Origin of the sequence: Labrys neptuniae, assembly GCF_040797145.1 — a bacterium.
Classification (GTDB): domain Bacteria; phylum Pseudomonadota; class Alphaproteobacteria; order Rhizobiales; family Labraceae; genus Labrys; species Labrys neptuniae.
Genome location: NZ_JBFNQD010000002.1, coordinates 51,703 through 71,498 on the forward strand (window position 1 = coordinate 51,703; position 19,796 = coordinate 71,498).

Annotated in this window: 20 protein-coding genes; 8 read left to right on the plus strand and 12 right to left on the minus strand. The window is 65.3% G+C overall.

From position 1 onward, the window contains the following. Positions 1-402 precede the first annotated feature (402 nt). Positions 403-1,401, plus strand: coding sequence for a GlxA family transcriptional regulator (locus tag ABXS05_RS07625; RefSeq protein WP_082979449.1), 999 nt, complete (start codon positions 403-405; stop codon positions 1,399-1,401). A 136-nt stretch (positions 1,402-1,537) separates the two neighbouring features. Here the strand turns inward: ABXS05_RS07625 and ABXS05_RS07630 are convergent, their stop codons facing one another. The 4 genes from ABXS05_RS07630 to ABXS05_RS07645 form a co-directional block, all read right to left on the minus strand. Next, complete coding sequence (locus tag ABXS05_RS07630; RefSeq protein ID WP_311933988.1) at positions 1,538-2,197, minus strand: DUF1345 domain-containing protein; 660 nt, start codon at positions 2,195-2,197, stop codon at positions 1,538-1,540. 22 nt (positions 2,198-2,219) lie between these two features. Beyond that, positions 2,220-3,131 carry a polyprenyl synthetase family protein gene (locus ABXS05_RS07635; protein WP_311933989.1) on the minus strand — a complete coding sequence of 304 codons (912 nt, stop codon included), beginning with the start codon at positions 3,129-3,131 and terminating at the stop codon, positions 2,220-2,222. Between the two features lie 156 nt (positions 3,132-3,287). Further along, positions 3,288-4,013: an acetoacetyl-CoA reductase gene (phbB, locus tag ABXS05_RS07640; RefSeq protein WP_311933990.1), complete on the minus strand. Its 726-nt coding sequence runs from the start codon at positions 4,011-4,013 to the stop codon at positions 3,288-3,290. Positions 4,014-4,362: 349 nt separating this feature from the next. After that, the gene (locus tag ABXS05_RS07645) at positions 4,363-5,535 is read right to left on the minus strand and encodes an acetyl-CoA C-acetyltransferase (protein WP_367623468.1); all 1,173 of its coding nucleotides are present in this window, start codon (positions 5,533-5,535) and stop codon (positions 4,363-4,365) included. 445 nt (positions 5,536-5,980) lie between these two features. Here ABXS05_RS07645 and phaR point away from each other — a divergent pair, with 445 nt between their 5' ends. Beyond that, positions 5,981-6,589, plus strand: a complete 609-nt coding sequence (gene phaR, locus ABXS05_RS07650; protein ID WP_311933991.1) for a polyhydroxyalkanoate synthesis repressor PhaR — start codon at positions 5,981-5,983, stop codon at positions 6,587-6,589. Positions 6,590-6,633: 44 nt separating this feature from the next. Here the strand turns inward: phaR and ABXS05_RS07655 are convergent, their stop codons facing one another. From ABXS05_RS07655 to ABXS05_RS07670, 4 genes are all read right to left on the minus strand, one after another. Continuing rightward, on the minus strand, positions 6,634-8,349 hold the full coding sequence (locus ABXS05_RS07655) for a bifunctional diguanylate cyclase/phosphodiesterase (RefSeq protein ID WP_367623469.1): 1,716 nt from the start codon (positions 8,347-8,349) through the stop codon (positions 6,634-6,636). Between the two features lie 93 nt (positions 8,350-8,442). Beyond that, positions 8,443-9,045 (minus strand): TetR/AcrR family transcriptional regulator, encoded by a 603-nt coding sequence (locus ABXS05_RS07660; protein WP_322432528.1) that lies wholly within the window; start codon positions 9,043-9,045, stop codon positions 8,443-8,445. A 19-nt stretch (positions 9,046-9,064) separates the two neighbouring features. Further along, complete coding sequence (zapE, locus tag ABXS05_RS07665; protein WP_367623891.1) at positions 9,065-10,243, minus strand: cell division protein ZapE; 1,179 nt, start codon at positions 10,241-10,243, stop codon at positions 9,065-9,067. A 160-nt stretch (positions 10,244-10,403) separates the two neighbouring features. Then, entirely contained in the window at positions 10,404-11,036 is a 633-nt protein-coding gene (locus ABXS05_RS07670) for a glutathione S-transferase family protein (protein WP_311933994.1), read from the minus strand. A gap of 199 nt (positions 11,037-11,235) precedes the next feature. Between ABXS05_RS07670 and ykgO the strand changes: the two genes are divergently transcribed. The 3 genes from ykgO (at position 11,236) to ABXS05_RS07685 (ending at position 13,170) form a co-directional block, all read left to right on the plus strand. Further along, positions 11,236-11,361, plus strand: coding sequence for a type B 50S ribosomal protein L36 (gene ykgO / locus ABXS05_RS07675; protein ID WP_068283257.1), 126 nt, complete (start codon positions 11,236-11,238; stop codon positions 11,359-11,361). Positions 11,362-11,464: 103 nt separating this feature from the next. Continuing rightward, complete coding sequence (locus ABXS05_RS07680) at positions 11,465-12,022, plus strand: tetratricopeptide repeat protein (RefSeq protein WP_367623470.1); 558 nt, start codon at positions 11,465-11,467, stop codon at positions 12,020-12,022. Positions 12,023-12,177: 155 nt separating this feature from the next. Further along, entirely contained in the window at positions 12,178-13,170 is a 993-nt protein-coding gene (locus ABXS05_RS07685; protein ID WP_367623471.1) for an alpha/beta fold hydrolase, read from the plus strand. A 196-nt stretch (positions 13,171-13,366) separates the two neighbouring features. Here the strand turns inward: ABXS05_RS07685 and pyk are convergent, their stop codons facing one another. From pyk to ABXS05_RS07700, 3 genes are all read right to left on the minus strand, one after another. Next, the gene (pyk, locus tag ABXS05_RS07690; protein WP_311933998.1) at positions 13,367-14,803 is read right to left on the minus strand and encodes a pyruvate kinase; all 1,437 of its coding nucleotides are present in this window, start codon (positions 14,801-14,803) and stop codon (positions 13,367-13,369) included. A 388-nt stretch (positions 14,804-15,191) separates the two neighbouring features. Then, positions 15,192-16,004, minus strand: a complete 813-nt coding sequence (locus ABXS05_RS34855) for a DUF1036 domain-containing protein (protein WP_415081992.1) — start codon at positions 16,002-16,004, stop codon at positions 15,192-15,194. Between the two features lie 115 nt (positions 16,005-16,119). Next, positions 16,120-17,034: a DMT family transporter gene (locus ABXS05_RS07700; protein ID WP_367623472.1), complete on the minus strand. Its 915-nt coding sequence runs from the start codon at positions 17,032-17,034 to the stop codon at positions 16,120-16,122. A 138-nt stretch (positions 17,035-17,172) separates the two neighbouring features. Here ABXS05_RS07700 and ABXS05_RS07705 point away from each other — a divergent pair, with 138 nt between their 5' ends. Then, a complete protein-coding gene (locus ABXS05_RS07705; protein WP_437178637.1) occupies positions 17,173-18,000 on the plus strand; it encodes an N-formylglutamate amidohydrolase in 828 nt (275 codons plus the stop codon). Between the two features lie 215 nt (positions 18,001-18,215). Then, a complete protein-coding gene (locus tag ABXS05_RS07710) occupies positions 18,216-18,461 on the plus strand; it encodes a DUF2312 domain-containing protein (RefSeq protein WP_068283279.1) in 246 nt (81 codons plus the stop codon). A 115-nt stretch (positions 18,462-18,576) separates the two neighbouring features. On the opposite strand, the gene soxR is transcribed toward ABXS05_RS07710, so the two are convergent. Continuing rightward, positions 18,577-19,023 (minus strand): redox-sensitive transcriptional activator SoxR, encoded by a 447-nt coding sequence (gene soxR / locus ABXS05_RS07715; protein ID WP_367623473.1) that lies wholly within the window; start codon positions 19,021-19,023, stop codon positions 18,577-18,579. A 184-nt stretch (positions 19,024-19,207) separates the two neighbouring features. On the opposite strand from soxR, the gene ABXS05_RS07720 reads away from it, so the two are divergent. Next, positions 19,208-19,795, plus strand: a complete 588-nt coding sequence (locus ABXS05_RS07720; RefSeq protein WP_367623474.1) for an NADPH-dependent FMN reductase — start codon at positions 19,208-19,210, stop codon at positions 19,793-19,795. The last annotated feature ends 1 nt before the right edge of the window (position 19,796 follow it).

Genomic DNA, 19,796 nt, shown 5'->3' on the forward strand with positions numbered 1-19,796 from the left:
CCCGCCGATGACCAGTCTAGCACGGAAGCGACGCGCCTTTTGTCGCATTGGAAGAAATTGCACAAAAGGCCCTGTTCGCTAAGTCCCCAATAGGACGCATTTGGGATAGTATTTGACCATTGGGTCGCATCCCAATATCTCACATTTGTCAAATTACGACATTAAACGCGACATATGGTCGGGCCCACATCAGAATTCTTCAAAAAATGTCGCAATATCGTCCTGCCTCGTCGTTTCGGACAATGCGGTACAAACCGCCCCGCAACCGTCGCTTTTGACCATAATGGGCGCACAGATGCCCGATGCCATCACGAGGGCAAGCGCCCCATCCGGCGCGCTTTCCCGCCTCCGTCACGCTTCGTACCGCCGGCCCCCCGGCGGAGGTTCTAGGGAGAATCGCGTATGAATATCCGGCCGGATATCGGCGCCACGCATACCGTCGGCTTTCTGCTCACCCCGAATTTCTCGATGATCGCCTTCGCGGCGGCCGTGGAGGTTCTGCGCCTGACGAACTACGTCACCGGCGCAAAGGCCTTCGCCTGGCGGCTCTATTCGCCGGACGGCCAGCCGATCGAGGCCTCGAACGGCGTGGCATTGGCAGTCGACGGTTCCTATGGCGATGTCGGGCCGATGCCGGAGATCATCGTGTGTTCCGGCATGGACGTGCAGAAATACGATCACGGCCCGCTGATCGCCAAGCTGCGCAAGCTCGCCTTCTACGGCGTCTCGATCGGTGCGGTGTGCACAGGCACCTATATCCTGGCCCGGGCCGGCCTGCTCGACGGCCATCGCTGCGCCATCCACTGGGAAAACTACGACAGCTTCCGCGAGGAATTCCCCGAGATCGACGCCACGCAGGAACTGTTCGAGATCGACCGCAACCGCTTCACCTGCGCCGGCGGCACCGCCTCGATCGACATGATGCTGGCGCTGATCACGGCCAAGAAGGGCGCGGTGATCGCCGCTCTCGTCACCGACGAACTCATCCACCACCGCATGCGCGATTCCCATGAGCGCCAGCGCATGGAACTGCGCGCGCGCCTCGGCGTCTCCCATCCCAAGCTCCTCGCCGTGATCGGCGAGATGGACAAGCGCCTCGAACGTCCGGTCTCCTGCGCCCAGCTCGCCCGCACGGTGCGCCTGTCGCCGCGCCAGCTCGAGCGGCTGTTCCAGCGCTATCTCGACACCACGCCGACCCGCTACTACCTCGAAATGCGCCTCAACCGCGCCCGCCAGCTGCTGCGCCAGACCTCGATGCCGATCCTGTCGGTGGGCCTGGCCTGCGGCTTCGTCTCGGCCTCGCATTTCTCCAAATGCTATTCGGAGCATTTCGACCGCACGCCGTCCGAGGAACGCAAGGGCATGCGGGTCGAGCGCAACGTGGCGACAGCCATCGCCTGAGCCGCGGCTTCACAGCCAGACGGTCGGTCTCTCCGGCCTTGCGGCCACCGCTGCGATGCCGGTTGCTGTGTCGACTGCTGCCCACAGCATTGGCGGCGACCGACCGTTCCTGGCATGCGGCTGCCTGCCGATCCCGTCAATTCCCGCCCAGCAGCCCGGCGGCGATGTTGATCGCCAGGGCCAGGATGGTGGCGTTGAAGAAGAACGAGAACACCGCATGCGCGGCGACGATGCGGCGCATCAGCCGCGAGCGCAGATTGGTGTCGGATGTCGCCGAAGAAGCGCCGATCGCCACTGAGAAATAGACGAAATCCCAATAATCCGGCGGCTCGGGATCGCCACCGAAATCCAGGCTCGGCTTACCCGGGCGACCGCCGTCATTATAGTAGATATGGGCATAGTGGATGGCGAAGATGGTGTGGATGAAGAACCAGGAACAGACGATGGTCGCCACCATCAACGGCAGGGACAGGCTGTCGCCGCCGGCCTGGTCCTTGGTCGCCTGAAGCTCGACGATTACCCCGGCAAAGCTGAGGGCCGCGGCCAGCATCGACAGGACCAGGATGGTCACCGCCCCTTCGTCGAGGGAATCGGCCTTATGGGCGAAGCGCCCCGGCGGCAGGCGCGACAGGCTGTAGCTGACGATGACGACGAAGAATACGATGGTCAGGCACCACCCGGCCAGCAGGCGTTCGAGCCAGGGCAGGCCCGGGATCACGAGACCGAGCGCCATGCCGGCGACGAGGCTCCAGAGCAGGACCGGCCTGGCGGTCAGCGGACGCAGGAAATGCCTCACCCCGGAAGCCTTGCTTGAGGTCTCATTTGCGTCTGTCCGCGGTGAAGCGGGCGGCAGCGCGCAGAACGTCCGCCTCGGCACCAAAACCGGAAAGGGCGGCGAGGGCATCACCGGTAAGACGCTCGAGCTCGGCCCGCGCCTTCTCCACGCCCCATAGGCCGACCAAGGTCGCCTTGCCGCGGCCGGCATCCTTGCCGGTGGCCTTGCCGAGTTCAGCGCTGGAGGCCTCGATGTCGAGAATGTCGTCGGCGATCTGGAAAGCGGCGCCCAGAGCGCGTCCATAGGACAGCAGGGTTTGATAGGTGGGCGCATCGGCGCGCCCGATTACGGCACCCATCTCCACCGCGCACGACAGGATCGCGCCCGTTTTCATCGCCTGGAGCTGGGCGATAGCCTGCGCCGAGAGCTCGGATGCTCCCTCGAAACGCCCTTCCGCTTCCAAGTCCAGCATCTGGCCGCCGGCCATGCCCGCGCCACCGGCGGCCTTGGCCAGCAGGCGGACCAATTCGGCCCGCATGGCTGCATCGGTGCCGGTGGCGGCATCCGCCAGGGTCTCGAAGGCCAGGGTCTGCAGGGCATCGCCCGCCAGGATGGCGGTGGCCTCGTCATAGGCCAGATGCAGCGTCGGCTTGCCGCGCCGCAATTCGTCGTCATCCATCGCCGGCAGATCGTCATGGGCGAGGCTGTAGACGTGCACCAGTTCGATCGCCGCACCGGCGCGCAGGGCCGTGGTCAGATCGCCCTTGAGGAGCCGCGCCGCCTCGACCACCAGGAAGGGGCGCAGCCGCTTGCCGCCGCCCAACACCGCATAGCGCATCGCGCCCAGCAGCCGCGCCGGCACCGGGGGCGTGGTGGCGACATCGAAGATCGTCACCAGCACATCTTCGATCTCACTGGCGACGGAAGCGAGGCGGTGATGGAAATCGACGGTCATGAACTGCTCATAAAAACTTTCCTCTCCCGGGGCCGGGAGAGGATGACGCAAGATTGTCGGGAAGCAGCCTATGCCGGCTGCGATGATGGAACGCGGAACGGGCCGCCGTGTTCCATCGATCGTCTCAACTCCCGCTGACGGGCTGGGCAGCGCGGCTCAGGCCAGATACTGCCCGCCATTGATGCTCAGCGTCGAGCCGGTGATATAGCCCGAATCGTCGGAGCTCAGGAACACCACGGCGCGAGCGATTTCCTCGGGCTGGCCCAGGCGGCCGGTCGGGATCAGCGGCAGGATACGGGTTTCCAGCACCTTGGGGTCGATCGCCTGCACCATCTCCGTGCCGATATAGCCGGGAGCGATCACATTGGCCGTGATGCCCTTGGCCGCCCCTTCCAGGGCCAGAGCCTTGACGAAGCCGATATCGCCTGCCTTGGCGGCGGAATAATTGACCTGTCCGGCCTGTCCCTTCTGGCCGTTGATCGAGGAGATCACGATCACGCGGCCGAAACCACGGTTGCGCATGCCCTCGATGACCGGGCGGGTCATGTTGAACAGGCTGTCGAGATTGGTACGGATGACGGCGGACCATTGGTCCTTGCTCATCTTGTGAAAGAAGCCGTCACGGGTGATGCCGGCATTGTTGACCAGGATGTCGACGGGGCCGAGATCCTTTTCCACCTGCGCCACCCCGGCGGCACAGGCATCGAAATCGCCGACGTCCCATTTATAGGTTGCAATGCCTGTTTCGGCCTTGAACTTGGCCGCTGCCTCGTCATTACCGGCATAGCTGGCGGCAACCGTGTGGCCGGCCGCCTTGAGCGCCTTGGAGATGGCTGCGCCGATGCCGCGCGTTCCGCCGGTGACGATTGCAACTCTGGTCATGGTGCCTCCTTGGTAACGATGGTGTTCTTCATTGGACTACAGCGTTTTGCGATTTGAGGGAGTGACCCGGAAGCGCAAAGACGCCCTGGCCAATCCGTTGGATCGGCCAGGAAACAAAGAGCTGGAGCAAATGAGCGTTCAGTCGTGAACGCGTTGTGCTCCAGGAAGTCACGAACCGGTATTCGCCCCTGAGGACCGGTCCGATACGTGCCCTCCCTCCCCTGTGCGGAAAGGGCCGAGACAGAGGACGTCCCCTGTTCCTCCGATGGAGGAACCGCCCTTCCACAAGCCTCCCGCGGTGCCTGGCATTCACCAGGCCGCGAGACGCTTGCGCATCGCCGTGAGCCGATCAGCGCTCGACGGTCAAGGCGATGCCCATGCCGCCGCCGATGCACAGCGTGGCAATGCCCTTCTTGCCGCCGCGGCGGGCGAGCTCATGCAGCAACGTCACCAGCACGCGGGCGCCGGAGGCACCGATCGGATGGCCGATGGCGATGGCGCCGCCATTGACGTTGACGATGGACGGATCCCAGCCCATGTCCTTGTTGACGGCGAGGGCCTGCGCCGCAAAGGCCTCGTTGGCCTCGACCAGGTCGAGGTCCTTGACGCTCCAGCCCGCCTTTTCCAGCGCCTTGCGCGAAGCCGGGATCGGCCCTGTGCCCATGATGGCGGGATCGACGCCGGCGGTGGCCCAGGAGGCGATGCGGGCAAGCGGGGTGAGGCCGCGCTTCTCGGCATCCTTGGCGCTCATCAGCACCACGGCGGCCGCGCCGTCATTGATGCCGGAGGCATTGCCGGCGGTCACCGTGCCGTCCTTGCTGAACGCCGGGCGCAGCTTGGCCATGCCGTCGAGCGTAGCGCCATGGCGAGGATATTCGTCGGCATCCACGATGACGTCGCCCTTGCGGCCGGGCACGGTGATCGCGACGATCTCGTCCTTGAAGCGACCTGCCTTCTGGGCGGCCTCTGCCTTGTTCTGCGAGGCGACGGCGAAGGCGTCCTGCTCCTCGCGGGTGAGCTGCCAGCGAGCCGCGATGTTCTCTGCGGTCGTGCCCATGTGATAGCCCTGGAAGGCATCGATCAGGCCGTCCTTGAGCATGGAATCCAGGAACTTCACATCACCCATCTTGGCGCCAGCGCGCAGATGCGCGACATGCGGGGCGAGCGACATCGATTCCTGGCCGCCGGCCACGATGAAGGAGGCATCGCCATTGGCGATCTGCTGCAGGCCGAGGCCGACGGCGCGCAGGCCCGAGCCGCAGAGCTGGTTGAGGCCGAAGGCGGTCTTTTCCTGGGGCACACCGGCCGCCATCGCTGCCTGGCGGGCCGGATTCTGGCCGCCGCCGGCGCTCAGGACCTGGCCGAGGATGACCTCGTCGACCTCGCCGGCCTCTACCTTGGCGCGAGCCAGCGCTTCCTTGACGGCTGCCGCACCGAGCGTGTGGGCCGGCGTTGCTGCGAAGGCGCCGTTGAAGGAGCCGACCGGCGTGCGCGCGGCGCTGACGATGACGACATCACTCATGGCAATTTCACTCCTCTAGTGTTCCGTTCTGCGACGGCCCGGCGGACCAACTCTTTCAGAAGCAGACTTTCCCTGCTTCATCCTCGCAGGGATGAAGCAGGGAAAGTCTGCGAATCCTCCAAGTCCTTCAGATTGCGGTCGAGCCGATCACACGCCCGCTCAACCACCATCTGCCTGGGCATATGGGACGCTTGGCGCGCCGCCGTCAATGCGCCAGGTGAGTTTACCGCGCTTGCACAAAGATGTTTTCGCGACCGCGAAAAGAGCCTAGATTTGTCAGACCGTGGGGGTGATCATCCTTCCGGAAGAGCGATTCCGGAACGGGGTACCGTCGTCGGACGGGAAGCCGCCGCGGCGACCCGGGATGGTTCGGAATTTCCAGGCTTGTGCAGGCGGGCTCGTTCGGAAATTCTGCAGGGCAGGGACGAGCGTAAGGGGCAGTAGGATGGCGAAAGCTAAAGAGCCGACCACGATCAAGAAATACGCCAACCGGCGCCTCTACAACACGGGTACCTCGACCTATGTCACGCTCGAAGATCTCGGCGCCATGGTCAAAGCCGGCGAAGATTTCGTGGTCCACGATGCCAAGACCAACGAGGACATCACCCGCCAGGTGCTCACCCAGATCATCTTCGAGCAGGAGAACAAGGGCCAGAACCTGCTGCCGATCACTTTCCTGCGCCAGTTGATCCGCTTCTACGGCGACAGCATGCAGGCACTGGTGCCGAGCTTCCTCGAATTTTCCATCGACAATCTCACGCGGGATCAGCAGAAGCTGCGCGAGCAGATGACTCAGCATCTTACCAGCGGCTGGGGCCAGGCGCCCTGGGTCAATGGCGGTTTCGGTGCGCTCGAGGAGCAGGCCCGCAACAATATGGCCGCTTTCCAGCGCGCCTTCCGCCTGTTCTCGCCTTTCACCCAGCCCGACAGCGAGGATGTGAAGGAACCGGCCGCAACCGCAACTTCCAAGAGCAGCGACGACCTCGACACGCTCAAGAAGGAGCTGGCGGAGATGAAGTCGCGCCTCGATCGTATCAGCGACGAGAAAAAATGAGCGCCGCTCGCCTTCTCCCGCAAGGGGAGAAGGCAGGTTGCCCCTCAAGTTCCGGTCAGCGCCATCGGGGCCTGGCGGCCGGCATCGCGCAGCCGCGGCAGTTCCAGCCGAAGCGAGCCCGCCGCCGTCCCCATCACACGGCTGCAGCCCCAGGTCACCAGCTGGCGGGCAATGATCTCGTCATCCACCCATTCGGCCGCCATGTCGAGACCTTGTCGTGCACCGGTCTCGATCAGGCTGCGCAGCGCGAAACGGCCCTGCGCAACCTGGTCGGCCATTTCGACCAGCACGCCGTTGAGCGTCACCTGGCGGACTTCGAGAGCCTGGAGTTCGGCGAAGTCGAGATGGCCTCCGCCGAAGCCGCCAATGCCGAGCCGGGCGCCGGAGGCGCGGATTGCGCGGCAGTAGCGCCCATTATTGTCGAGATCGGCCTTGGCCAGCGCCTCGTCGAGCTCGATGGTCAAGCGCTCGAAACTGTCGCCCGGGCCCCGGCGCGGATCGACGACGACCGGCAGGGGCAGGATCAGCTCGACGCCGGGATGGCGGCCGAGCACCGCGCCGGCCAGGTCCACCAGCCGCAGGGCGAGCCGGCGGACGAGGGCGCGGTCGCAGGCCGGGGTCAGCCAAGCCGGTTGCAGGGACGCCGGTTGCAGGGACGCCGGCTGCAGCGTGGCAGAAGCCGATGTTGCGCCATTGCCGGGCATACGGATGAAGGCGCGAGCCCGGAAAGCCTGGCGGCCCGCCGCCTGGGCCGCCAGCACCGGCTCGAAACCGAGGAAGACGCGGTCTTCGTTGAGCGCCAGCGCCAGGCGCTGCGCCGCATTTGCCGATGCGGCCTGGTGATCGCCTTCCGCGAAGATCGCGATGCCGCCCGGCGTTTCGCGCTCGCAGCGGTCGAGGGCCTGCTGCGCAGCGTGCAGGGCCGTCCCCGCAGTCTCCGCAGAGGGCGCGATGTGAACGGCGCCGATCGAGATCGTGGGCCGGATCATGCCGGCCTCTGCCTCCACGATGACGCGGTCGATCGCGAGCTGGAAGCGTTCCGCCGCCGCCCTGATGTCCTCGGCCCGGCAGCCGGGCAGCATCACGGCGAACTTGCCGTCCGCAATGCTGGTGAGGCTGTCGCCGATGCGCAGCACGCCACGCAATCCGCGCATTACCTGGGCGCAGACGCGGTCCGCCACCACGGCGCCGAAGGCACCATGAAGGGCGCCGAGCTGGTCGATAGTGGCCAGGAACAGCCCGGCCTGCCGTCCCGCCGCGCAGGCGTCGGCCAGGGCGGCGGCGAAAACACGATCATGAATGCCGATCACCGTGTGGGCCGACGTCGCCGTCTCGTCTTCCGGGCATTCGGCCACGACACGCACCATGCCGCGCGCAACCACGGGGCGCCCGTCCGGCCCGGCGAACCAGCGTCCGCGATCCTCGATCCAGCGCTTCCGGCCAGCCGCATGCGGGCGGTAGCTGTAGCGCAGGCAATAGGGTGCGCCCTCCGTCGTTCCCCCATGCGGGCTCTGGAGGATGGCCTCGTGCCGGCCGCCGGGCCGGTCGAGATCGATCAGGCGGGCAAAGGCCCTGCCGTTAGCGATGTCGGCTGCGGCCCGCACGCCGAGCACGGTGGACGCTCCGGCTCCCCAGGCGAGACGGTCGGTCTCCAGGCACCATTCGTAGCTGGCCTGGCCGAGGGCACCGAGAAGGGTGCCGGGATCGAGGATCGGCTGGTCGACACAGGTGCCGGAGGCCGGCACGGCACTATCATACATGCTTCGCGTCCTGCGCCCGCTGCATTGGGCGTGAAAGGGGAAGCAAGAACAATGCCGTGGAATGATTAATAGCTCGGAAAGACGGCCCCAGAATTACACGCTGCCGGCCACCATGGCGCGGATCACCACGCGCAGCAGACGGGCAAGGCGCTGGTCGAGTTCGAGGCGGTTGGCATCCCGATCGGCTGCGATGGCCGCCGGGTCGATGAAGCGGTGCAGGGCATCGCCAAGAAAGGCGATCAGCCTCTCGTTCGAGCGCGCCCGGAAGAGTTCGATGGATCGCCCTTCGTCGACGACGCGTTCAATCAGGCTGCGGATGCGGCGGCGATGCTTGCGCACCACGGCACGGTTCTCGCCGATCGCCGACAGCCAGGCGGCATAGAGATTGGGCTCCTGGTCGAGGCGCTCGCGATAGAGGCGCGCCAGCAGCAGCATCATGCGCTCGAGCTTGTCGTCGGCCGGGTCGGGCGCGTCGGCGACCACGGCGAGCTGGGTCTCCACCGCCTTGTGCCAGTCGGCGGTGACGGCGTCGATCAGCGCGTCCTTGGAGGCGAAATAGCGATAGACCGCGGCATGGCTGACCTGGGCCTCGCGGGCGACCGACACCACGGACGTGCGCTCCAGCCCGTGCTTGCGCACGTGATCGGTGGCAATATCCAAAAGCCGCGCGCCGGTCGGTTCGCTCTTGCCGCCCATCTCCTACCTCCCCGCGGGCTCAGCCATCCACCAGGGACGTCTTGGGCGGCGCCCGATGCGGCTGGGCGAGATAGGCCTCCGAACGCATTTCGATCAGGCGCGAAATGGTGCGCTGGAATTCGAAGCCCTCGCGTCCCTCCTGATAGGGATAGATCCCGGTTGGCTCCGTCGCCGCGGAGGCGACCAGCTTGGCACCGCGATCATAGAGGCAGTCGATGACCAGGATGAAACGCTTGGCTTCGTTGCGCTGCTCCTGCTTGAGCACCGGGATGTCGTCGATCAGCAACGTGTGGAAATGCTCGGCAAGGGCGAGATAGTCGGCCGAGCCCAGGGGCTGGCCGCAGAGTTCGGCGAAGGAGAAACGGGCGACGCCCATGGCGGCCTGCGGCACCTTCAGGGCACGGCCCTTGACGGTCAGCACCAGCGGCAGGCCCTCTTTCCTACCCGTAAGGCGCTCGAAGGCTGCATCCATCCCGGCGCGGACCTGCGGCCCGCTGCCGACCAGATAGGTCTCCCCGCCCGAAAGCTTCTCGAGGCGATAATCCGTGCGCGCCTCCAGCTTCACCACCTCCATATGCTGCTGCAGCAGGCCGATGAAGGCCAGGAAGAGGGCGCGGTTCAGGCCGTCCTCATAGAGCCGGTCGGGCACCACATTGGAGGTAGCGACCACCACCACGCCATGCGCGAACAGCTGCGTGAAGAGGCGCCCGAGGATCATGGCATCGGCAATGTCGGTGACGGAAAATTCGTCGAAGCACAGAAGCCTGGCTTCCCTGGCCAGCACCTCGGCCACCGGGCCGATCGGATCGTCGCCCTTGACCCGCCCGGCGCGGATCTCGCTGCGATAGTGGAAGATGCGCTCATGCACGTCGTTCATGAAGGCGTTGAAATGCACGCGGCGATGGCTGATCCCGGCCGGCACCGCTTCGTGAAACAGGTCCATCAGCATGGTCTTGCCACGCCCGACCTCGCCCCAGATATAAAGGCCTTTCGGCACCGGCTTGGGTTTGGCCCGCCCGAACAGCCAGCCGAAGGCGCCGGACTTGCCTGTCGCCGACATCTCACCCAATCCATCCAGGACGGTCTGCAGGCGGGCGAGGACAACCTCCTGGGCTGCGTCGCGTTCAAGTCCGCCGGCGGCGACGAGGGCAAGGTAGCGGTCGAGCAGGGAAGTCGGGGCGGGTGCGTGCAAGGAAATGTCCCGTATCGTCGGTTTCTATTTGGGCGCTCGGTGGCCTTAACTATCTGACTTATGGCGAAAGAGACACCGGCCTTTGTCAGGCCCCGACTCGATCCGGGCATCCAGTTGACCTGGTTTCATTGTCAAGCCCGGCGATGACAGGGACAGGAAGCTTCGATCAAACCCGCGCCGGCGGGGCATGCGGCACCATCTCATAGGGCGGCTTCCAGCCCGGCATGGCCGCGATGCGGGCGCGCCAGGCCAGGATGTTGGGATAGGCCGAAAGCGCCAGGCCCGTCTCCTCCTCGAAGAAGACATAGCCGGCCAGGGACAGGTCGGCGATGGTCAGGCGATCCGCCACCAGGAAATCCCGGCCAGCCAGATGCTTGTCGACGATGGCAAAGGCGGACTTGGCGCGCCCGCGCAGGAATTCGGTAACCGGACTCTCGCCGCTCTTCTGTAGGCCGACGATGAAGCGCAGGGTGGCGTAGTAGCTGGTGAATTTGTGGTTGTCGAACAGCATCCAGCGCAGGATCTCGCGCCGTTCGTCGGCATTGTCTGCGCCGAAGCGGCCGGTTTGCTCCGCGAGGTAGTCGAGAATCACGCCCGACTGGCTCAGCACCTTGCCGTCATGCAGCAGCACCGGCGCTTCGCCCATCTCGTTGACCGCGCGGAAATCGTCGGTGCGGGTCTCGCCATTGAAGAAATCGACCGGCAGGCGCTGCCACGGCGTGCCGGTCAGGGCCAGCATCAGCGCCACCTTGTAGCAATTGCCTGATTCACCAAAGGCGTAGAGCTTGTAGTCGGCCATGCGGATCTCCTCGTCGCGGCCAGTCATAGACAATAGAGCTGCAATGGCATAGGCCCGGCCCGCAGATGTGCCGCGCCGCCACGATAATGGCGGCGCCGACCGTGTTGACATCCGGCCCCCTCGCCGCTAGAACCCCGCATCTTTCGAATTTGGGAGCTCTTGCGTCTTCTCGCGTGCTCCAACCTGAGGCACGAGTACCATGAAGATCCGCAATTCGCTCAAGTCGCTGCGCACGCGCCATCGCGACAATCAGCTGGTCCGCCGCAAGGGCCGCGTCTACATCATCAACAAGACCCAGAAGCGCTACAAGGCCCGCCAGGGCTGATTTTGCGCCGATTTATCGGGTCTGCCGCGTTTGAACCTGGTCGCAGCGATGCGGCCGGGTTTTTGTCTTTGAATCCGCCACAATCTCGCGCCACTATCCCGGCATGAGGATCGCGATTCTGGCCCTGATCGGCATGCTTGCCGCCCCTGCCATCGCCCTGGCCGAGACCCGGCCGGCCGGCGATCCCGAGCTCGACCGCCTCTATGAGCGCCTTGCCAAGGCCCAGTCGGAAAAGGAAGCCGACAACATCGCGCTCGCCATCGAGCGCGTGGAACTGCGCTCGGGCAGCGACACCACCGACCTCCTGATGGACCGGGCGCTGACGGCGATCAAGGCCTCGAATACCGACAAGGCCATCAAGATCCTCAATGCCGTGATCCATCTCAGGCCCGATTACGCCGAGGCCTGGAACAAGCGGGCCACCGCCTATTTCCTGAAAAAGGACTATGTCCGCTCGATCGCCGACGTCGCCGAGACGCTGCGGCGCAATCCGCGCGAATATGGCGCCTGGAACGGCTTGGCCATGATGCTGGTCGACCTGGGCGACAAGAAGAATGCCTATGAAGCGCTCAAACATGCCCTGGCGATCAATCCTCACATTGCCGGCGCCCGCAAGATGATGGACGAGCTTAAGCCCGAGGTCGAAGGGCGCGATATCTAAGTCCGGGCCGGCGGGCTGGAGATCGCCCCTCCCTGTTCCTGCGCCATCACCGCAAGGCCGTGGCCCGAAGCCTGCCATCCCGGGGGACTTTCGACCCGATTGCAAAACGGCTAGAAGCATATTTCCTACCGGTATCAGCACGCCAAAGGCCGCGATTGACCCTCTTTCTGCTCTTCATCGGCATTCTCCTCCTTGCCCATGTGCTCGGAGCCATCCAGGCCACCGCTGTCATCGCCGCCCGCATCGCTGCAGAAAATCCGCCCGAAGGCGTGTTCGCGCCCGTGCCCGGCGGACGGCTGCATCTGATCGATCTCGGTGCCGGTCATGGCGGCGAGAAGCTGCCGGTGCTGCTGCTGCATGGCGCCACCTCCAATGCCCGCGACATCGTCTTCGGCATCGGCGAGGACCTGGCACGCCAGCGTCGCGTGATCGCGGTGGACCGGCCGGGGCATGGCTGGAGCGACCGGCCGAACGGCCGCGGCGATGCCGCCACCGCGGCACAGGCCAAGCTGGTGATGGCAGCCCTGGATACGCACGGCGTGGACCGCTTCATCGTCGTCGGCCATTCCCTGGCCGGCTCCCTCGCCACGCTGCTGGCCGTCGAATACAAGGATCGGGTTGCCGGCCTGGTGGTGCTGGCCGGAGCCACCCATCCCTGGCCGGGTGGCATCAACTGGTATTACCGCCTCGCCGCCCTGCCGGTGCTCGGGCGGCTTTTCGTGCACACCGTGATGACCCCGGTTGGCAGCTGGGGCCTGAAGAAGTCGGTCGACGACTCCTTCAGGCCGGGCGAAGCGCCGACCGATTATGTCCGCAAGGCCAGCGCCGCGCTGGTACTGCGGCCAAACGAGTTCCGCTGGAACGGGCAGGATGTCGCCGTCCTCAAGGCCTGCCTGACGGCCCAGTCTTCCCGCTATCACGAGATCACCGTCCCCACCGCCATCGTCGCCGATCCGGCCGATCATGTGGTGTCGACCAGCATCCATGCCGAGGCGCTGCATCGGCAGGTGCAGGGGTCCCGTCTGGTCCTGGTTCCCGGTGGCGGCCATCAGATCCACTACACGGCCAAGCAAATGGTGCTGGAGGCGATCGGCAGCATCGCCCAGGCAGCCGACGAGCGCGACTCGATGCGGCAAGCCGCACAATAGTTAGCTGACTATTTAAAAACAGCTCGGAAGTGCGACTTCACAAAGATGCCGACGTGCCCCAGCCGGGTCGGGCGAACGATCACCCGTCTTTGGCGACTTTCGGCAGGACATTGAGATTTGGAGCCATTGAATCAAAAAATTAGCCGGCAATATTATTGCCGGCTAACTTGTCTATGAAACTGTCGCGACGCAGCCATCAGGCCCCTTCGCCACCATCCGCTCCGATCACGGCGATACGCACCATATTGGTCGCGCCCGGCGTGCCGAAGGGAATACCCGCCATGATCAGCACGCGCTGGCCGGTCTGCGCGAAACCGTCTTGCGAGGCATGGCGGCAGGCGCGATCGACCATGTCGCCGATGTCGCGGGCATCGTCGGTCAGCACGGCATGGACACCCCAGACCAAAGCGAGGCGGCGCGCCGTGCCGACATTGGGCGTCAGCGCCAGCAGGGGCTTCTCGGCACGTTCGCGAGCGATGCGGATGCCGGTCGAACCCGAGGCCGTCCAGGCGATCAGGGCGGCGAGATCGAGCGTTTCGGAGATGGTGCGCGCGGCGGCTGCAATGGCGTCGGCGCCGGTCTGCTCGGGTTCGCTGCGCTGGGCGTTGATGATGGTACGGTGCAGGACGTCGCGCTCGACCTCCTCGGCGATGCGGTTCATGGTCGCGACCGCCTCGCGCGGGAATTCGCCGGCAGCGCTCTCGGCCGAAAGCATCACGGCATCGGCGCCCTCATAGACGGCCGTCGCCACGTCCGACACTTCGGCGCGCGTCGGCACGGGCGAGGTGATCATCGATTCCAGCATCTGGGTCGCCACCACGACCGGCTTGCCGAGCTTGCGCGCACCGCGCACGATGCGCTTCTGCAGGCCGGGCACCTTTTCGAGCGGCAGTTCGACACCGAGGTCGCCGCGCGCCACCATCAGGGCGTCGGAGGCTTCGAAGATTTCGTCGAGACGCAGGATCGCCTGGGGCTTTTCAATCTTCGACATCACCAGGGCGCGGCCCTGGATGATCTCGCGCGCCTCCAGGATGTCCTCGGGACGCTGCACGAAGGAGAGGGCCACGATGTCGACGCCGGCGCCGAGCCCGGCCTCCAGATCGGCATGATCCTTGGGCGTCATCGCCGAGACGGCGATCTCGGTATCGGGCAGCGAAACGCCCTTGCGGTTCGACATCTTGCCGCCGACGATGACCTCGGTGACGGCGCGGTCGCCGGTCGCCTCGGTGGTCTTCAGCCGCACCTTGCCGTCATCGAGCAGCAGGGTATGGCCGGGCCGCAGGGCGGACAGGATTTCCGGATGGGGCAGGTAGACACGGCTGGCATCGCCAGGCGTCGGGTCCGAATCGAGGGTAAAGCTGGTCCCATTGGCCAGTTGCACGGCGCCACCGGCGAATTCGCCGATCCGCAGCTTGGGGCCCTGAAGGTCGAGCAGGATGCCGATCGGCCGGCCGCATTCCTTCTCGACGTCACGAATCAGGCCCACCATTTCGCGCATGCGGTCATGCGAGGTGTGGCTCATATTGATGCGGAACAGGTCTGCACCGGCGCGAAACAAATGGGCGATCATCTCCCGCGACGACGAGGCAGGACCCAAGGTGGCGAGAATTTTTACTTTTCGCTGGCGTCGCATACGACTGTTTCTTTCTTATCTTGGTTTTTTGCGCGGATCTCGTGGCGCTGACACAGCGCATCCGCAAGGATGAGATGGCACTCTAGTCCGATTTTCACGCCAGTTAAGTGACATAAATGCCACGCTGGCCCGCTAATTCGCCCCTAGCGTTTTGCGATCGAGCGGAATCACCTCGAATCGCAAAGACGCGTCCCCTGAACGAATGCGGTTCACCTAAGCGTCTATGTTTTTGTTCGATCTTCGTCATTGCCGGGCTTGACCCGGCAATCCAGCCTGGATCTCCGCCTTGCGCGTGTGGCTTCTGAATAGCCGGGTCAAGCCCGGCTATGACAATTGGGAGCGGCTCCTCCTTCAATGGACTGCATTAGTACCCTGAACGGGCTTGGCTCTAGGGTGCCGAGGGTGGTCGCTCGGGCGGCAGAGGGGGCGCGGGCGTGGTTGGTGTCCCTTCCGCAGGGGGAGGACCGTCGGCACCGGGCTGCGGCGGCGCCCCGTCCTGAGGCGGATTGGCCGGGGCGGGCGGGCTCACTGCTGGCGGGTTCGGCGACTCCCCGGCGGGCTGCGCAGGTGCGGCAGGAGCCGGCACATCCTGCGGCGTCATCGGCGACGGCGCCGCGGGGGAGACCACCGGCGGCGTGGTCACGACCGGCGGATTGGCCGGGGCGGGCGCCGCGCCGGAGGCGGGTGGGACAGCCGGTACCGGTGCGGCCGGAGCCGAAGGCCCTTGCGCGGGAGGCATGTCGGCTGGAGCGTTCGATTTGGGCTTCGCCCCGTTCTGAGCCTGCTCGGAAAGCTGGACCGTCCAGGCCTTCTGTTCGCTGGTGTCGATCTCGAAAAAGCCGGTACGGTTATAGCCACGCGCCAGGCAGTTCTCGAAACCGCGAATGGTGAATTCCTTGTCGCGCGAGCACATGAAGGCGTTGCCGCTCCATTCCCCGCCCTGGTCGTAATCGACCGCATAGACGTAATAGAACCGTGCCGCCAGCGGGCCCTTCAGGATGGACTCGCAACTGCGCGCCGCGACATTCCACCAGCCCTCGGTGAGCCAACCCTGCTTGTCGCGATAGCCGACGGCAACCCCCACCCGGCTGGAGGTGTTGTTGCACAGGCGGAAATCAGCCATGGCCGGGCCGGCGGCGAACAAGGATGCCAGGCAGGTCACGGCCGCGGCGAGCGGGAGGCGAAGAGAGGAAGAGATCATCCGGAGCGATTCGGCCTTGGGAGCCCTCTTGATACCGTTTCGTTCGGACGCAAGAAAGGCGGCAAGAAGGCGTAGACCGCGGTTGCCACCATTGATTTCTGCCTCGGCTCCGTTCTCAGGTCGGCCGTGGGCGCGAAACCCAGATGCCGGCGATGATGACCAGGCCGCCGAGCGCCTGCAGCAGGGAGACCGGTTCGTCCAGGACCAGCCAGCCGAGCGCTGCCGCCGCCACGGCCTCCAGGAAGATCACCAGCGAGGAAAACACCACCGGCAGCGAGCCGAGCGCTACCGACAGCAGCCCCTGCCCGCCGGCATGGCTGACCCAGGCCAGCGCGATCAGCACGAGCCAGCCGGTGGCCCCTGCCGGCAGGAAGCGCTGACCCAGGCTCTGGGTCGCCCATAGCGCCGCCACGGCCAGGATCACCACGGTCACCACTGACATATAGAAGGTGAGCCGCGCAGCGCGGTGGCGCAGCCTCGCCTTCTCCACGGCCAGGAAATAGGCGCCGAAGAAGAGTCCCGTCACCCCGGCAAAACCGTCGCCGATGAGATGGCCCGGGGCAAAACCAAGAGACTGGACGACGAGGGCCAGTCCGCCCAGCAGACACAGGCCGAGGCCGATCATCGCGGCGCGGCTCGCCCTGCGCCGATAGACCAGCCAGCCGAGGATCACCACCCACAAGGGCGCCATGGTGGCAAAGAAAGTCGCATTGGCCACCGTGGTATTGGTGATGGCGAGGTGCCAGAAGAAGAGGTCGGCGGCGAAGAACACACCGGTGGCAATCACAGGCAGGGAGAAGGCCGGGCCGGTGTCCGGCGTATCGGCCTTGCTTTCCTCGATCCGCATCCAGGCATAGAGCACCGGTAGGGCCAGCAGCACGCGGTAGAAGGCGCTGGCGAAAGGCCCGACATCCGTCAGCCGCACCAGGATCGGCGAAATGCCCATCGCCATGGCCCCGGCGATCAGCGCCGCGAAAGCAGGCCAGAAGGCGCTTCGCGCCGGGGCCGCGGATTGGACTGCAGAGCTCATCGGAAGAGGTTCCTGGCAGGTCACGCATGCGAACCGGCTTATCCGCATCCGCTCGAATTCGCGGATGAGGAAGGTGCATTGGCGGTGGCGCCGGCTCAGGCTCGTCTTTATGCTGCCTCATCCGATCCCACAATATCCGTGCCTTTGGTCAGTACCCCCTTGCAGTCCGATTTTTCGCCCATCGAAAGGCTGGATGGCCAGCCCGACTCAGGTCTCATCCTGCTCTGCGACCACGCCTCCAACGTCCTGCCCGCCGACTATGGCACGCTGGGCCTGCCGCCGGCACAGCTCGAACGCCATATCGGCTATGACATCGGGGCGCGGGCGGTTACGCACGCTTTGTCGGCACGGCTGCGGGCCCCCGCCTTGCTCACCCGCTTCTCGCGCCTGCTGATCGATCCCAATCGCGGCGCCGACGACCCCACTTTGGTGATGCGCCTGTCCGACGGCGCCCTGGTGCCCGGCAATGCCCGCGCCGACCATGCCGAGATCGCCCGGCGGATCGAGCGTTTCCACCGGCCCTATCACCGGGCGATCGGCGAGTTGGTGAACGAGAAGCTCGCCCGCGGCATCGTGCCGGTGCTGTTTTCGGTGCATTCCTTCACGCCGGTCTGGCGCGGGGTGCCGCGCCCCTGGCACGTTACCCTGCTCTGGGACAAGGATCCGCGCATCGCCAGGCCGTTGATCGAGGCCTTCAAGCGCGATGCCGCCCTGGTGGTGGGCGACAACGAGCCCTATGATGGTGCCCTGGAAGGCGATACGCTCTACCAGCACGCCACGCTGCGCGGCCTGCCCCACGCCCTGATCGAACTGCGCCAGGACCTCATCGGCACCCAGGAGGGCGCGCAGGATTGGGCCGACCGTATCGCCCGCGCCTTGTCGCCCCTGATCATCGATCCCGCCATCCGGCGCATCGAGCATTGGGGATCGCGCACCGGGCCTCAGATCCAGCCCTCGGATCGATGATGGTGGCTGTGGCAAGACGTACCCGGCGATCCCTGTCGCGGCCTTCCGCAAGGCAGGTGAGGAAATCCCTAACCTTTATCGGAAACCTTCAAGGCGGTTTTCGAGGCGCCTTTGCGATTCTCGGCGGTTCCGCCAAATCGCAGAACGCTCTGGGACTTGACCCGACTCGGCTTTATCAGCCACATCCGCCCCCAAATTTGTCTCAGGAGTAAGCAATGACGGACGCAACCTCGGTCGCCGCAGACCAGCTCAAGTCGATCATCGAGCGCATCGAGCGCCTCGAAGAGGACAAGAAGGCGATCGCCGACGACATCAAGGAAGTCTATGGCGAGGCCAAGGCCAACGGCTTCGATGTCACCATCCTGCGCAAGATCGTGTCCCTGCGCAAAAAGCCGGCCGCCGAACGCGCCGAGGAAGATGCCATCCTGGAGCTGTATCTCCAGGCCCTCGGCATGGAGTAAGGCTTCGTCCGTCAATAGGCGGATCGACTTGGCCCGACCTTTGCCATTGCCGGGCTTGACCCGGCAATCGAGCTCGCGTCCAGCTATCGAAGACGAAGGCCGCCGGCCGGCGGCCTCAATTGTTGCGCGTCGCCACCCAATATCGAGGCCCGGGGCCGAGGCGGCCGGCGCGGTCGTCCGGATTGGCGAGCTGGCAGAATTCCAGCGACAGGCAGCCGCAGCTGATGCAGCGCGTCAGACCGCTCTTCAGCCGCTGCAATTCGGCAATCCTGGCGTCGATCCGCTCGGTCCAGGGCTGGGACAATTGCGCCCAATCCTCGCCGCCCGGCACGTGATCGGTGGGCAGGCGAGCGAGCTCCTGCCCGATCTCCTCCAGGGACATGCCCAGACGCTGGGCGAAGACGATGAAGGCGATGCGCCGCAGCGTCGAACGTGGAAAGCGCCGATGTCCGGAACCGGCGCGTTCGGACCGGATCAGGCCGCGCTCTTCGTAATAGCGCAGAGCCGACGCCGCGACGCCCGATCGGCGCGAAATCTGATTGATGGTCAGGGTCGGATCCATGCCGGTATCAAAGCATATTTATTGCTTGATCTCAAGTTCACTTGAACTTGTAGAAAGACTCCTGCCTTGCATGGAGACTGGGTTCGATGACGATTCGAGCGATCGACCGACACACCAAGCGATTGGAAATCACGGAGCGTTCCTGCCTTCGGCGCCTTGAGCCGAAAGACCACGGGAGGCCGGCATGAGCAGGCAGCCGCTCCGCCTGGGCCTGATCTATGGCAGCAGCCGCCGCGGCCGCTTCTGCGACACCATCGGCCAATGGGCCCATTCGCGGATTGCCCATACCCGGCAGTTCGACATCGATATCGTCGATCCCCAGCAGATCGATCTTGCAGCCTTGCTGCATCAGGAGGATTGCCCGGCGAGGCAGGCACTGCGCCGCCGGCTGGCCGACGCCGATTGCTTCGTCCTGGTGACGCCGGAATACAATCACGGCTATACGGCCGCCGCCAAGCTGATCATCGATGCGGCCGGCCGCGAATGGGCGGAAAAGCCGATCGCCTTCGTCTCCTATGGCGGCATTTCGGGCGGGTTGCGGGCCATCGAGCAATTGAGGCTGGTCTTCGCCGAGCTGCATGCGATCGCCCTGCGCGACAGCGTGAGCCTCGCCAATGCCTGGCGGGCGATCGACGCCGAGGGCCGCCTCATGCCCGGCCCGGAGACTTGCCAGGCCATGGAGGTCATGATCGGGCAGTTGCAGCGCTGGGCAGGCACGCTCAGGCAGATCCGGCAGGTGGATGCCGCCAGGGCCTCGACCCAAACCCGATAGG

Bases quoted from the DNA above. Each gene is read 5' to 3' on its own strand.
- ABXS05_RS07625 (WP_082979449.1), top strand. From the start codon at position 403: ATGAATATCCGGCCGGATATCGGCGCCACGCATACCGTCGGCTTTCTG.
- ABXS05_RS07635 (WP_311933989.1), bottom strand. From the start codon at position 3,131: ATGACCGTCGATTTCCATCACCGCCTCGCTTCCGTCGCCAGTGAGATC.
- phbB (WP_311933990.1), bottom strand. From the start codon at position 4,013: ATGACCAGAGTTGCAATCGTCACCGGCGGAACGCGCGGCATCGGCGCA.
- ABXS05_RS07645 (WP_367623468.1), bottom strand. From the start codon at position 5,535: ATGAGTGATGTCGTCATCGTCAGCGCCGCGCGCACGCCGGTCGGCTCC.
- phaR (WP_311933991.1), top strand. From the start codon at position 5,981: ATGGCGAAAGCTAAAGAGCCGACCACGATCAAGAAATACGCCAACCGG.
- ABXS05_RS07655 (WP_367623469.1), bottom strand. From the start codon at position 8,349: ATGTATGATAGTGCCGTGCCGGCCTCCGGCACCTGTGTCGACCAGCCG.
- ABXS05_RS07660 (WP_322432528.1), bottom strand. From the start codon at position 9,045: ATGGGCGGCAAGAGCGAACCGACCGGCGCGCGGCTTTTGGATATTGCC.
- ABXS05_RS07670 (WP_311933994.1), bottom strand. From the start codon at position 11,036: ATGGCCGACTACAAGCTCTACGCCTTTGGTGAATCAGGCAATTGCTAC.
- ykgO (WP_068283257.1), top strand. From the start codon at position 11,236: ATGAAGATCCGCAATTCGCTCAAGTCGCTGCGCACGCGCCATCGCGAC.
- ABXS05_RS07680 (WP_367623470.1), top strand. From the start codon at position 11,465: ATGAGGATCGCGATTCTGGCCCTGATCGGCATGCTTGCCGCCCCTGCC.
- pyk (WP_311933998.1), bottom strand. From the start codon at position 14,803: ATGCGACGCCAGCGAAAAGTAAAAATTCTCGCCACCTTGGGTCCTGCC.
- ABXS05_RS34855 (WP_415081992.1), bottom strand. From the start codon at position 16,004: ATGATCTCTTCCTCTCTTCGCCTCCCGCTCGCCGCGGCCGTGACCTGC.
- ABXS05_RS07700 (WP_367623472.1), bottom strand. From the start codon at position 17,034: ATGAGCTCTGCAGTCCAATCCGCGGCCCCGGCGCGAAGCGCCTTCTGG.
- ABXS05_RS07710 (WP_068283279.1), top strand. From the start codon at position 18,216: ATGACGGACGCAACCTCGGTCGCCGCAGACCAGCTCAAGTCGATCATC.
- soxR (WP_367623473.1), bottom strand. From the start codon at position 19,023: ATGGATCCGACCCTGACCATCAATCAGATTTCGCGCCGATCGGGCGTC.
- ABXS05_RS07720 (WP_367623474.1), top strand. From the start codon at position 19,208: ATGAGCAGGCAGCCGCTCCGCCTGGGCCTGATCTATGGCAGCAGCCGC.